The sequence below is a fragment of the uncultured Dysosmobacter sp. genome, assembly GCF_947631165.1.
Lineage (GTDB): Bacteria > Bacillota > Clostridia > Oscillospirales > Oscillospiraceae > Oscillibacter.
On record NZ_CANRKH010000002.1, the window covers coordinates 78,011 to 91,307 of the forward strand.

General features: G+C 56.3%; 10 protein-coding genes. 8 read left to right on the top strand and 2 right to left on the bottom strand.

Annotation, left to right across the window (positions count from 1 at the left end; translation table 11 throughout):
- Window positions 1-199 precede the first annotated feature (199 nt).
- From Q0Z69_RS01600 to Q0Z69_RS01635, 8 genes are all read left to right on the top strand, one after another.
- Entirely contained in the window at window positions 200-1,987 is a 1,788-nt protein-coding gene (locus tag Q0Z69_RS01600; RefSeq protein WP_298029199.1) for a sensor histidine kinase, read from the top strand.
- A complete protein-coding gene (locus Q0Z69_RS01605) occupies window positions 1,977-3,581 on the top strand; it encodes a response regulator (protein ID WP_298029201.1) in 1,605 nt (534 codons plus the stop codon). The genes Q0Z69_RS01600 and Q0Z69_RS01605 overlap by 11 nt, the downstream gene beginning before the upstream one ends.
- Before the next feature lie 30 nt (window positions 3,582-3,611).
- A complete protein-coding gene (locus Q0Z69_RS01610) occupies window positions 3,612-4,520 on the top strand; it encodes an AEC family transporter (protein ID WP_298029203.1) in 909 nt (302 codons plus the stop codon).
- A 753-nt stretch (window positions 4,521-5,273) separates the two neighbouring features.
- Complete coding sequence (gene trpB, locus Q0Z69_RS01615; protein WP_298029205.1) at window positions 5,274-6,464, top strand: tryptophan synthase subunit beta; 1,191 nt, start codon at window positions 5,274-5,276, stop codon at window positions 6,462-6,464.
- A complete protein-coding gene (trpA, locus tag Q0Z69_RS01620; RefSeq protein ID WP_298029207.1) occupies window positions 6,457-7,233 on the top strand; it encodes a tryptophan synthase subunit alpha in 777 nt (258 codons plus the stop codon). The genes trpB and trpA overlap by 8 nt, the downstream gene beginning before the upstream one ends.
- Window positions 7,234-7,271: 38 nt before the next feature.
- Window positions 7,272-8,336 (top strand): extracellular solute-binding protein, encoded by a 1,065-nt coding sequence (locus tag Q0Z69_RS01625; protein ID WP_298029209.1) that lies wholly within the window; start codon window positions 7,272-7,274, stop codon window positions 8,334-8,336.
- Between the two features lie 74 nt (window positions 8,337-8,410).
- On the top strand, window positions 8,411-9,514 hold the full coding sequence (locus Q0Z69_RS01630) for an ABC transporter ATP-binding protein (RefSeq protein ID WP_298029211.1): 1,104 nt from the start codon (window positions 8,411-8,413) through the stop codon (window positions 9,512-9,514).
- Window positions 9,507-11,153, top strand: a complete 1,647-nt coding sequence (locus Q0Z69_RS01635; RefSeq protein ID WP_298029212.1) for an iron ABC transporter permease — start codon at window positions 9,507-9,509, stop codon at window positions 11,151-11,153. The genes Q0Z69_RS01630 and Q0Z69_RS01635 overlap by 8 nt, the downstream gene beginning before the upstream one ends.
- Window positions 11,154-11,517: 364 nt before the next feature.
- Here the strand turns inward: Q0Z69_RS01635 and Q0Z69_RS01640 are convergent, their stop codons facing one another.
- Window positions 11,518-12,369: a S9 family peptidase gene (locus Q0Z69_RS01640; RefSeq protein WP_298029214.1), complete on the bottom strand. Its 852-nt coding sequence runs from the start codon at window positions 12,367-12,369 to the stop codon at window positions 11,518-11,520.
- Window positions 12,366-13,289: a ketopantoate reductase family protein gene (locus tag Q0Z69_RS01645; protein ID WP_298029217.1), complete on the bottom strand. Its 924-nt coding sequence runs from the start codon at window positions 13,287-13,289 to the stop codon at window positions 12,366-12,368. The genes Q0Z69_RS01640 and Q0Z69_RS01645 overlap by 4 nt, the downstream gene beginning before the upstream one ends.
- Between the last annotated feature and the right edge of the window lie 8 nt (window positions 13,290-13,297).

Here is a 13,297-nt window from a genome sequence, read left to right on the forward strand (position 1 = left end):
TCATCTTCCTCCTATTTTTTGATTACACGGCCACTCGGCCTGTGTGCTTGCATTCTAACAGAAATAATTTTGTCTGGATACGTCTATTCTTTAAAAAAACATTCCTTTTTTTTGGAGGTTCGAAAAACCGTATGGCAAATTGGGCGATATACTTATATAATAGGTTTACAGAAAGCAACACCATCTGACAGGAGGCCCCATGCAGATTCTTCGTCACATCAAGCACATCCCGCTCCAGCGGGTCATTGCGCTCCTCTTTCTCCTGTTCTCGCTTCTCCCAACACTTCTCATCATCGGCTTTGCTTATCGGGTGGCCGCCAAGGAGGTGGAGGCACGGGTTCAGACCCAAGTGGAACAGACCGCCCAGCACGTGGACGCAGAACTGAATATGGTAATCAAAGAGGCCGCTCGCTTGATGAATTATACGTCCTCCTATACCATTTCCAATTTCCTCAACAGCAAGAGTGAGGAAGCCCGTTATAAAAACGCCAGGGCTGTGGGGGAAGTATTCGACATCATCCGGCAAACCCAGTCCAGCAACTCGTACGTTCTGGATATGAGCGTGGTGGGCATAGATGGTCATTGTTTCAGTGAACGCAACGGATATTTTGTTCTAAAGCATCCTTTCAGTTCCTACCAGCAGTTCGCAGCGGTGGCCGCACGCCCCCGCATAGTCCATGTACTGGGCGTTTCCGTCCCCTTGCGGGACCGCGACTGGGAAAAAAATGCGCTCACAGTCTCCTCCGCCGTGTTCAAAATCAGCACAAATGAAGTCTGCGGTATTCTGCTGGTCACTGTCAGCAAAAATTTCGTAGAGGACACCTTGGAACGCGCTAAGCCCTCCCCCAGTGGGCAGACCTTCGTGGTAGACAACGATGGGACAAACCTGTTTTCCCCAAAAGGGACCGCTGTCTTGAGCAGCGGAGAAATCCGTGAGATTCTGAACGCTCCGGACAATGGACTTCTTAAAACCAAAACGGCGCTCGTGGTACACCGTACACTGCCATCCACCGGATGGACCATCATATCCGCGGCACCCAACGCTGAGATTTTCCGTGCGGTATACCAGCTGCGCCTCATTGCACTCTCCATGTTCCTGGTATCCCTGCTGTTGCTTCTCCTGATCAACACGTTTTTGTCCAGATACATCGTCCGCCCTATCCTGCGGCTCAAATCACTGATGCAGTCCGCCACGTCAGGTAATCTGGATATTGAGATTCCCCAAATGAACGAGCAGGTGGAGATTATGGCGCTCTATCAGAGCTTTGACGCCATGCTAACCGAAATCAAGAACCTCCTGAGCCGTATCGTGACGGAGCAAAACAACCTGAAAAAATCGGAACTGCGGACTCTGCAGTCTCAAATCAATCCTCATTTCCTGTATAACACGCTGGATAGCGCCGTCTGGGCGGCAGAGGGCAACAACACTAGCGAGGCCATCGACCTCATCACCTCCCTCTCCTCCTTTTACCGTCTGACACTCCGTAGCGGGATGGACGTAGTTCCCTTTGATACAGAGGTACATCACGTCTCCTACTATCTCCACATCATGCAAAAGCGGTACCAGGATATTTTGGAGTACAGCATCGACGTTGCCCCTGACACGCTGGGCGCTCGTTTCCCCAAAATCATTCTGCAACCAATCGTGGAAAACGCTATTTACCACGGCATCAAAAACAAGCGGTATGCCCAGGGTGAAAAGGGGCGCATTGAGATTGTGGCCCGTTCGGATGCAAATGGCTTTCTGGAAATCACAGTGTCCGACACCGGAATTGGCATGAATGAGGAAGAGACTCGCATCCTCCGAGAAAAGATACAGGAGGGAGTTCCCCAATCCGGTCAGAGCTATGGCCTGATTAATGTCAACCTTCGCCTCCGGCTGATGTTTGGAGAACAGTATACCTTGTGGCTAACCAGCTACCCTGGACGCGGCACAACCATCAAGATTCGTGTGCCGCTGATCAAGGAGGATTTCGATGAGCTATAATGTTTATCTGGCCGAAGATGAATACATGCTTCGCGAATATGTAAAATCCAACACCATTTGGAAGAACGGACCCTATGTCCTATGCGGCGACGCCTCCAACGGCGAGGACGCCTGGCAGGATATCCAGAACGCTCCGGTGGACATTCTGGTTACTGATATCAAAATGCCCTTCATGGACGGGCTGGAACTTTCCCGTCTTGTCCGGGAAAACCGCCCAGAAATCAAAATCATCATTCTGAGCGGATATGACGATTTCTCCTACGCCAAGCAGGCCTTGGCGCTGGGCGTTACCGACTATCTGCTGAAGCCGCTGAAGCCCGACGACCTGCTGAAAACTATGGCGCGGACTGCAGCGTTAATCGATAAGGAAAAGCAGCAGAAGCGCTCTCTCCAGACCCTGCAGGAGCTTGCAAACGAGTCTTTGGAGATAAGCCGCCACAAGTTTCTGGCCCAGCTTTGCAGCGGCTTTCTTTCCGAGCAGCGGATCGGCCCTGAGCTGGACCGCCTGCACCTTCAAATGGACGCTGCCTATTACACAGGCTGCATCCTGATTCTCCATGAACTAGGGCGGGTAGAGGTGGACGACAAAACCTACCTGACCTTCCTGGACTGTTCCCGAGAGATTCGTGCCTTTTCTGCGGCCCACTCTGACTGCCTATGGTACACGGATGAGATCAATCAGTTCTGCCTGATTGTTTCCGGCGATTCCAAGGAAATGCTGCAGGAAAAAGCCCGTACATACTTGGAAGCTATCCAAAAATCCCTCTCCGCCTCTTATGGGCTCTCTCGCATGACGGGAGTCATTGGAATACCGGCCGAGTCGGTCAGCAGTCTTTACTCTTCCATGCTTTCCTCACAGGTTGCATTCAGCCTGCTGCATACGTCTGAGTCGGAGTCGGCTATTTTCCTGGCCGGAGACTGCGGTCACGCCCTGTTCTCCATGCAGTACACTGCCTCGGAAAAGCAGATGTTCTACTCCTTGCTGGTCAGCGGCAGCCTGAATGACGTCCCCGCCGTTACGGCGGCTCTGGTGCAGAAGCTGGAAAACGCACAGATGAGCCATCTCTATCTGACCTATATCTGCATGGACATCCTGTCCTCCGTTTCGGATTTCATCAAGAAGTTGGGCCCCAAAAACGACCTCACCCAAGAAATCGATGTTCCCAATATCGTTCAGATGTTTAGCTATGGCCAGGACCTCTCCAAGTTCCAGACTGCTTTGACCAATCTTGCCACGCAGGCAATTCTGCTCCGTGATCAAAGCAAAGGCGGAAAAAACGGAGACATCATCCAGCAGGCCAAGGATTTTATTCTGCAGAATTATACGAGTCCCGGGCTGGACCTGGGCGTGGTAGCGAAGCACGTCAACATCAATCCCTCCTATTTGAGCACACTTTTCCGGCAGGAAACAGGCCAGTGCTTTATTGAATTTCTGACTCTTTTGCGCATTAACCGGGCTAAAGAACTGCTGCGGACCACACAGATGCGGACCAGTGATATTGCTTTTGAAGTTGGTTACGCCGACCAGAACTATTTCAGCAAGCTGTTCAAGAAATCCACTGGAATGTCCACCCGGGAATTTCGGCAAAGCTGACCCATCATCTAACGAAGGGAGTCTTTACTGATGAGCATACTTTCCGGCAAAGCAGGGCTGTTGCTGACCATCATTGCCGCAGGCTATCTACTGAAGCGGATATATGTGCTGAAAACGGACGATGCAAAAGTTCTCGCCCACGTCATGATCTATCTAACACTGCCAGCGGCGCTGATTTCTGGCTTCCGCAATTTTTCCTTTCAAACGGGCCTTCTGCTGCTGGCCTTTCTGGCGTTTTCCTGCAACCTGATTCTTCTGTGTCTGGGATTGCTTCTGACCAGAGGAAAGCCTCTGGAAGAGCGGGCGCTTTACGCATTGCAGATATCCAGCTATAACATCGGGGCATTCGTCTTGCCCTTTGTCCAAAGCTTTATGCCGACGGAAGGGCTGGTAGGTGCCTCGCTGTTTGATGCTGGAAACTGCCCGATGAACTGCGGCATTTCCTACGCGCTGGTGCTGTCCGCCACTTCCGGCAAACGGGTCTCGCTCTGTTTTGTCGGACGCCAACTGCTCCAGTCACCGCCATTTATGACGTATATGATCATGTTACTGGCGCAGATCTTTCGGATCCGCCTCCCCGATTTTCTATTTCGTCTGGCAGGAGGAATCAGCCCGGCAAACATGATTTTGGCAATGCTAATGATTGGTGTTCTTCTGGAACCAGCGATTCCTCGACCTTATCGGGCGCAGGTTCTTCGAATCCTTGCAGTCCGATATAGCTGCAATACGCTGTTCGCGTGCATCATTTGGTTCCTGCCAATTTCCCTCATTCTGCGGCAGATTGCTATTCTGTCCGTGATGGCTCCTATCCCCTCCATGGCCCTGATCTACAGCAAAAAATGTGGCTGTAACGACGCAGTCTGCGGATTGCTGAGTTCACTAAGCCTAATCATCAGTTTATCCATTGTGTTCGCTCTGTTGCTCCTTTGGGAAATATGACTTGGGCGCTTTTTATCATACCATCATCCACACGGTATGCACCTGTTTTTGGTAAACTGAAATGAGAGCAAAAAGGTGCTAAAAGGTTAGCAGAAAGGCAAAGATAAAAAACGAGCCATTGTCAGTGCCGTAGAAATCACTGCTCTATATGGATGCCGCCCAAACAACAGGGCTCATCCCGGTTGACGTGGAAGGAACAGGGGGAGACTTATTCTGCCCGAGCACAAGTTCCACAACCTCAAATGGCCGGGTGTACTGTAACGACTCTCCATCATATTCGCAATCATGGATGATCATTTGGCCGGTACTCAAATTGATGCTTGATGCACTGGAGCAGCAGAATAAGTTGTGGTATATAATTTAGGAAAAAGAAGAAATTCGAAAAAATAGCGATGAACCATATTGACAAAGGAGTTTGAGAGGACTATAATAAGGCAAAATTTGATAGTGCTTTAAACCATTGAGGTGGAGATAACGGCGGCGATGCTCTTGCAGAGAGTCCGGGATGCTGCGATCCGGGCAGAAAACAAACCGTCAAATGGACCACTGAGGGCGCGGTCAAAGGCCTCGGCTGAGTATTCCGCGACGTGTTGGCATACGTTAGTTGCCGGGAGTATGTTGGTACTCTGCTAAGCGCGCGGCTGACGCCGCGAATCAAGGTGGCACCACGAGTAATTGTTTTTATTCGTCCTTGACAGACCGATGGTCTGTCAAGGACGTTTTTATTTTTCCCATCAAGGAGGGTTATGCATCATGACAAACAAAGCAGGCAGATTCGGCAGTCATGGCGGGCAGTACATCCCCGAGACGCTGATGAACGCGGTCATCGAGCTGGAAAAGGCGTATGACCACTACAAGCGGGACCCGCAGTTCCAGGCGGAACTGACGGAGCTTTTGAACGAATATGCGGGGCGGCCCAGCCGTCTCTACTACGCGGCCAAGGTCACGGCCGACCTGGGCGGAGCCAAGGTCTATCTCAAGCGGGAGGACCTGAATCACACCGGGGCCCACAAAATCAACAACGTGCTGGGCCAGGCGCTGCTGGCGAAAAAAATGGGCAAGACCCGTCTAATCGCCGAGACCGGCGCGGGCCAGCACGGCGTGGCCACTGCCACCGCCGCCGCCCTGATGGGCATGGAGTGCGTGGTGTTCATGGGCGAGGAGGATACGAAGCGCCAGGCCCTGAACGTCTACCGGATGCGGCTGCTGGGGGCGGAGGTCGTTCCCATCACCACGGGCACCGGCACCTTGAAGGACGCCTGCTCCGCCGCCTTCCGGGAGTGGACCAACCGGATCAGCGACACCCACTACTGCCTGGGTTCCGTCATGGGGCCCCACCCCTTCCCCACCATCGTCCGGGACTTCCAGTCGGTGATCTCCCAGGAGATCAAGTCCCAGCTCCTGGAAAAGGAGGGGAAGCTCCCCGACGCCGTCATCGCCTGCGTGGGCGGCGGCTCCAACGCCATCGGCGCTTTTTACCACTTTATCGACGAGCCCTCCGTCCGGCTCATCGGCTGCGAGGCCGCGGGCCGGGGCGTGGATACCGCCGAGACCGCGGCCACCATCGCCACCGGCCGCCCAGGCATCTTCCACGGCATGAAGAGCTACTTCTGCCAGGACCAGTACGGGCAGATCGCCCCGGTCTACTCCATCTCCGCCGGGCTGGACTATCCCGGCATCGGCCCGGAGCACGCCTATCTCCACGACATCGGCCGGGCGGAATACGTGCCCGTCACCGACGACGAGGCGGTGACGGCCTTTGAGTACCTCAGCCGCATGGAGGGCATCATTCCGGCCATCGAGTCTGCCCACGCCCTGGCCTACGCCAGAAAGCTGGCCCCTACCATGGAAAAGGACCAAATCATCGTCGTCAACATCTCCGGCCGCGGCGACAAGGACTGCGCGGCCATCGCCCGATACAGAGGGGAGGACATCCATGAGTAACATTGCGAAAGCCTTTGCAGGCGGAAAAGCGTTTATTCCATTCATCACCTGCGGCGACCCGGATCTGGAGACCACTGCCAAGGTCGTCCGGGCCATGGCGGAAAGCGGGGCCGACCTCATCGAGCTGGGCATCCCCTTCTCCGACCCCACGGCGGAAGGCCCTGTCATCCAGGCTGCCAACGTCCGGGCGCTCAGCGCCGGGACTACCACCGACAAGATCTTCGACATGGTGCGGAACCTGCGGCGGGACGTAACCGTCCCCATGGTGTTCATGACCTACGCCAACGTGGTGTTCTCCTACGGCTCCCAGCGGTTCATCTCCACCTGCGCGGACATCGGCATCGACGGGCTGATCCTGCCGGACATTCCCTACGAGGAGAAGGACGAATTTGACCCCATCTGCAAGCGGTACGGCCTGGACCTGATCTCCCTGGTGGCTCCCACCTCGGAGGACCGCATTGCCACGGTGGCCCGGGAGGCCGGCGGCTTCATCTACGTGGTGTCCTCCCTCGGCGTCACGGGCGTCCGCAGCGAGATCACCACCGACATCGGCGCCATGGTGAAGCTGATCCGGGCCAACTCCAAGCTCCCCTGCGCCGTAGGGTTCGGCATCTCCACCCCGGAGCAGGCGAAAAAGATGGCCGCCCTTTCTGACGGCGCCATCGTGGGCAGCGCCATCGTCAAGCTCATTGCCCAATACGGACGGAACGCCGTCCCCTATGTGGCGGATTACGTGAAAGCCATGAAAGACGCAGTGCGTCAGGCATAAATCAACCCAGATATTCAATTTCTTAGGAGGTATTCAAGATGAAAAAAGTATTTGCTCTGCTGACCGCCCTGGTGCTGGTCCTGTCCCTGGCCGCCTGCGGCGACGGTACCCAGTCCGAAACACAGTCTCCGAATAGTTCCAGCGACACAGACACGCCCGCCGCAGAGAGCGGCAGCCTGATCGTCTACACCTCTCTGCCGGAGTCTGTCACTGACGCACTGATAGCCGCCTTTGAAGAAGAGACCGGGATCACCGTGGAGCTGATTACCGCTGGCGGCGGCGAGCTGCTGTCTCGTATTGCTTCTGAGTCGGAAAATCCCCAGGGCGACGTGATGCTCAGCGGCACCATCAGCAACTGCACAGCTTTCCAGGAGTACTTCGCGGACTACACCACGGCCAACGAGGGCGACGTGCTGGACGCCTACAAGAACACCGAGGGCGGCATGACCCGCTTTGACGTGATCTCCAGCGTTCTGATCGTCAACACGGATCTGATCGGCGACATTGAGATCAACGGCTACGCCGACCTGCTGAATCCTGAATTGAAGGGCCACATTGCCATGGCTGACCCCACCAAGGCCTCCTCCGCCTTTGAGCACCTGGTCAACATGCTGGAAGACATGGGAGACGGCAGCGCAGACAACGGCTGGGACTATGTGGAGCAGTTCTGCCAGCAGCTGGACGGCAAGCTCCTCAGCGGCTCCTCCGCCGTGTACAAGGGCGTGGCTGACGGCGAGTACGTCGTGGGCCTGACCTCCGAGGGCAGCGCCGCCAACGTCATCGCCGCCGGCGCGGACAACGTGAAGATCGTTTACATGGAGGAGGGCGTCATCTTCCGGGGCGACGGCGCCTACATCATCAAGGGCTGCCCCAACGAGGCCAACGCCCAGAAATTCCTGGACTTCTGCACCAGCTACGAGACCCAGCTCATGTGCCAGAACGAACTGTGCATGCGCTCTGTCCGCGAGGACGTCACCGGCTCTCCCATCCTGGCCGACCTCAGCGAGATCAACGTGCGCACGGACGACCTTCAGACAGTGATCGACAGCAAGGAGGCATGGCTGGAGCAATTTACGAACCTGTACATCGACCTGCAGGGCTGACGGCAGGCAGAAGTGGGGCGGCCTCTCCGCTTCCGTGCAAAATGATTCGGTACCAGGGAAAGGAACAAGGATCCATGAGCGTTTCCATTACAATGAACAATCTGGTCAAGCGGTACGGCGGGCAGACGGTGATCCCCGGCCTGTCGCTGACGATCCGCAACGAGGAATTTTTCACCCTGCTGGGTCCCTCCGGCTGCGGAAAAACAACCCTGCTGCGGATGATCGCTGGTTTCAACGGCGTGGACGGAGGCGAATTGTACTTTGACGAACGTCCCATGATGAACATCCCCGCCCACCGGCGCAACATCGGCATGGTGTTTCAAAACTACGCCATTTTCCCCAACATGAGCGTGCGCAAAAACGTGGAATACGGCTTCCGCGCCCGCAAAGTTTCCAAGGAGGAAGTGCGCAGACGTGTCGATGAAATATTGGACGTGGTGCGGATCCGGGAATACCAGGACCGTATGCCCGCCCAGCTCTCCGGCGGCCAGCTTCAGCGGGTCGCCCTGGCCCGAGCCATCGTCATCCATCCCAGCGTCCTGCTGATGGATGAGCCCCTCTCTAATCTGGACGCCAAGCTGCGCCTGGACCTGCGGGGCGCCATCCGGGATGTCCAGAAACAGGTGGGCATCACCACCTGCTATGTAACTCACGACCAGGAGGAGGCCCTGGCCATCTCCGACCGTATCGCCGTGATGAACCAGGGCGTCATCCAGCAGGTGGGAACCCCGATGGAGATCTACGCCCGTCCCGCCAACGGCTTTGTGGCCACCTTCATCGGCCGCAGCGGACTGTTCCGGGCGACGGCGCGGGAGGACTGCCTGGAATTTGCCGACGGCAGCCGTATTCCCCGCCCGGTGGGGGCCGCGGTTGCTCCGGGGCAGCAGGTGGCGCTGTCTATCCGGCCCGAGGAGCTGTCTCCCGCGGCCTCCGGTCTTCGGGCTGTGGTCCGCAGCCGCACCTTCCTGGGAAAATCCCTCAACTATGTCCTGGAATTTGCCGACGGCGTGGCCCTGCCGGGCTATCCCCCCATCGAGTATGCCCAGGACTTCACCGGGAGCTGCCGGATGTACGAGCCGGGAGAGGTTCTGTTCCTCCAGCCCGACCTGGGGCGCGTCAACGTCTTTACAGAGGATCTGTCCCGCAGTCTGATGGAAGGCGGTGGCAGCCATGGTTAAGCGGCGTCCGGACGTGTGGCAGATACTGTCCCTGGTCATTTTGGCGGCCTTCTGCCTCTTTTTGCTCTGGCCGCTGCTATGCCTCTTCCTTTCGGGTTTTCAGGGGGAAGAAGGCCAGTGGACACTGGAGAACTTCGTCAAGTTTTTCAGCAAAAGGTATTACTACCAAGCCCTGTGGAACAGCCTGTCCGTGGCGGTCTGCGTCACTGCGCTGACCCTGCTGATCGGCATTCCGTTGGCCTATTGCACGACCTTTTTCCGGGTGCGGGGCAGAGGTGTGCTGGATCTTTTGATCATCATCGCCATGATGTCTCCTCCCTTTATCGGTGCCTACTCCTGGATCTTGCTGTGTGGCCGCAGCGGCTGGGTCACCACGTTCTTTGCGGAGCACCTGGGCATAGACATCCCCACGGTGTACGGTTTCCGCGGCATCGTGCTGGTGCTGACGCTGAAACTCTATCCCTTTATTTATATTTATGTGTCCGGTGCCCTCAAGCGGATGGACCCGTCTTTGATGGAGGCGGCCGAGAGCCTGGGCATCCACGGTATCCGCAAGATCACCAGCAACGTCCTGCCGCTGATCGCGCCCACCGCCCTGTCCGCCGCGCTGCTGGTGTTCATGAACGCCCTGGCGGATTTTGGAACTCCCCAACTCATCGGCGAGGGCTATGTCACCATGCCGACCCTGATCTACACGGAGTTTGTCAACGAAATGGGCGGCAACGCCAGCTTCGCCGCCGCCCTGGCCGCCCTGATGGTTGCCATCACAGCGGTCCTGTTCCTTCTGCAAAAGTTCTATGTAGACCGCCGGGGCTACAACATGAACAGCATGCGCGCTCCAGCGGCCCAGCCTGTGGCAGGCTGGCGCGGCTCGGTTCTCCACATTTTGCTCTACGGCGTGGTCCTCTTCTCCCTGATCCCCCAGGTGACAGTGATTTATACCTCCTTTCTCAACGCCAACCGTATGGTCTTTCTGAAGGGATACTCCCTGAACAGCTACGTTCTGGCCTTCCAGACCCTGGGCGGCGCCATCTGGAACACCGTCCGCATGGGCTCCGCCGCCATTTTCATTATCGTAATTCTGGGCGTCGCCATCGCCTATCTCTCTGTGCGCCGCAGGAATATTATCACCGGCATCATCGACACCGCCTCCATGTTTCCCTATATCATCCCTGGCTCCGTGCTGGGCATCACGCTGCTGCTGACCTTCAATAAGCGGCCCTGGTTGTGGGGCGGAACAGCCATCATCATGGTGCTGTCCCTGGTCATCCGCCGTCTGCCCTATACTCTGCGCAGCAGCTCCGCCATTCTCCACCAGATCCCCGCCTCTTTGGAGGAGGCATCCGTCAGCCTGGGCGTCTCGCCGCTGAAGTCCTTCTTCCGTATCACGACTGTTCTGATGCTGCCGGGTGTATTCTCTGGTGCCATCCTCAGCTGGGTCACGGTGATAAACGAACTGTCCTCTTCCGTCATTCTGTACTCCACGAAAACACGGACGCTCTCCGTGGCCGTTTACTCTGAGGTAGTACGGGGCAGTTACGGCACCGCCGCGGCTCTCTCCACCATCCTGACGGTACTGACCCTGGTCTCTCTGCTCATCGCCTTCCGGGTATCCGGAAACGACGAGCTGCATCTCTGAGTGCGTACTGAAGAGGCTGCAACGAGGCCAAGCCCCGTAAAGAGCTGCCCATCGGCGACACTGCACGGCAATCTCTGTGCTCGCTGTCTCCGCAGGTATTTCGTGCTGAAAAGGCATCTCAGGTACAGTTCAGCGGTATGCCATCCTCACACAGTACCTATCCAAAAAGCTGTTGCTAAAACATCCATATATACGGCCATACGTACATTAACATATCAAATCAGAAAGCGAGAGCATCCTCAACAAGAGTGCTCTCGCTTTTTCATGATTCCGTTGGAGACCCGTTTCCGCATTCTCGCCCCGCTTTTCTGCAAAGCTGTCCAGGGCCATTTTTGCCAATACAGCGGATTCCTCCAAATGAATCCTACTGGGCAGCCATACACACATCGTCTATAAACCGCGCGACTATTTCGATCACTGCGATCCGTCCGCCGCAGAGACCATGGGACACAGGCAGTTCCACCAGTCTTTGAATAGCCGTTGTCTCATGGACGGCCAGCTTGTTCCACAGTGGAGCCGCCATCCACGGCGGTGCGATCTGATCCAGTGTTCCAGTAATGCAGCAGATGTTTTGATCTTTGATGTCGGGATAGGCATTTCCAAAAGCATAGTCCGCCAAATGCCCTTGTATATCCCGCAGGATCGCGCCCGATCCATCGCTGCGCAGAATATATCCCGTCCGAAGCAGTTTCATCAGCCGTGCCCCTTCCCCTCTCTGCAAAAAACAGGTGGGATCATAGGGAGCCAGCAGCACCAGCCCCCGGATGCCTTTTATACGGCGGGCGGCCTGCAGCACGCTGTTTCCGCCCATACTGTGTCCTACCAGAAACACAGCATGGGGATCAGTGTGATAAGACTCGCAAAAGCCGCGGCTTTGCACATGGGTACAGATGCGGACGACATCCTGCACACAGTTGGAGATGAGGTATTTCCCCTGGCTGCCCCAGGCGCCCCGGTGGTGCATGGTGATGACCACACAGCCGATCCGACGCAGGGCGAAGGCCAGATCATCGTTCCGCGCTACGCCGGGATAGCCGTGGACCAGCACGACGCAGGGCCGGCCCTGTGAAAAGCTGCCGTCCGGCCACATGATCTCACCATACAGTTCCGCACCGCTGCTCTCCACACAGAGCATATCGTAATCAGCGGGGGATACGGCGGGATCATAGGGCGGATCGGCAAACAGGTATTCCATGCGAAGGGGAGATTTCGTCATACGGTTTCCTCCAATGCTCCGGCATTTACCTGCTCCAGCGTTTTGACCATGTGATATACAAAACGGCACACCGGCAGTTCCATTCCATGCGCCTGTCCCAGTTCCAGCGCCTCCCCGATCAGCATGTCGATCTCAGTCGGTCGCTTATCCAGAATATCCTGTGCCATGCTGCACATGCCGTCGGCGGGATACGGCAAGAAATAGCCGTCAAGCGCCCGGATATCCGCCTGGGAAAGCGGTACGCCCACCGCGTTTCCCAGAAGGACGATCTCCCGCATGACGCATTCCAGAGCGGCGCAGGCTTCCGGCAGCTTTTGAAACCAAAGATGGGTGGCCCGCAGGATGGCCTGCACCGTGTTGCAGGCGGCGTTGAACATATACTTGCGCCAGATGTCCAATACGATCTCCCGGCTGATCACACAGGGCACCCAGCCATTCAGCAGGTCATGGATGGACTGGACGCGATCGCTTACTGTTCCGTCCTTTTCTCCGATACAGATACTGCCCACTGGCTGAAAGTCCACATACTGTCCCACTTTTTTCGCGTTCAGACGGCTCATGCAGTAAATGACATGCTCTGGCCCCAGTTTGTTTCCCAGGATCTCCTCGCTGGTAAGCCCGTTCATCAGGCTCATGACAACGGTTTCCGGGCCGGTCTCGGCAGCAATATCATCCAGCGCGCTTTCCAGCTGATAACTTTTTACCGCCACGATCAAAAGCTGCGGAGACGGTTCTTTTCCAGGTGTGGCCACGTGAAGAGGATACGGTGTGCCGTTGATGATGATGCCTTGGCTTTGCAGCCGTTCAGCCCGTGCGCCCCGGGCCAAAATACGGACATGGCAGGGCTTTCCCATCAGGGCGCGGAAAGCGATGCTGCCCTCCGCGCCCAGACCCAGAATACTGACCGTTTCGATTTTCATGCGATCCC

Coding starts and splice junctions, on each gene's coding strand:
- Q0Z69_RS01605 (WP_298029201.1), top strand. CDS start 1,977: ATGAGCTATAATGTTTATCTGGCCGAAGATGAATACATGCTTCGCGAA.
- trpB (WP_298029205.1), top strand. CDS start 5,274: ATGACAAACAAAGCAGGCAGATTCGGCAGTCATGGCGGGCAGTACATC.
- trpA (WP_298029207.1), top strand. CDS start 6,457: ATGAGTAACATTGCGAAAGCCTTTGCAGGCGGAAAAGCGTTTATTCCA.
- Q0Z69_RS01630 (WP_298029211.1), top strand. CDS start 8,411: ATGAGCGTTTCCATTACAATGAACAATCTGGTCAAGCGGTACGGCGGG.
- Q0Z69_RS01640 (WP_298029214.1), bottom strand. CDS start 12,369: ATGACGAAATCTCCCCTTCGCATGGAATACCTGTTTGCCGATCCGCCC.
- Q0Z69_RS01625 (WP_298029209.1), top strand. CDS start 7,272: ATGAAAAAAGTATTTGCTCTGCTGACCGCCCTGGTGCTGGTCCTGTCC.
- Q0Z69_RS01645 (WP_298029217.1), bottom strand. CDS start 13,289: ATGAAAATCGAAACGGTCAGTATTCTGGGTCTGGGCGCGGAGGGCAGC.
- Q0Z69_RS01635 (WP_298029212.1), top strand. CDS start 9,507: ATGGTTAAGCGGCGTCCGGACGTGTGGCAGATACTGTCCCTGGTCATT.
- Q0Z69_RS01610 (WP_298029203.1), top strand. CDS start 3,612: ATGAGCATACTTTCCGGCAAAGCAGGGCTGTTGCTGACCATCATTGCC.
- Q0Z69_RS01600 (WP_298029199.1), top strand. CDS start 200: ATGCAGATTCTTCGTCACATCAAGCACATCCCGCTCCAGCGGGTCATT.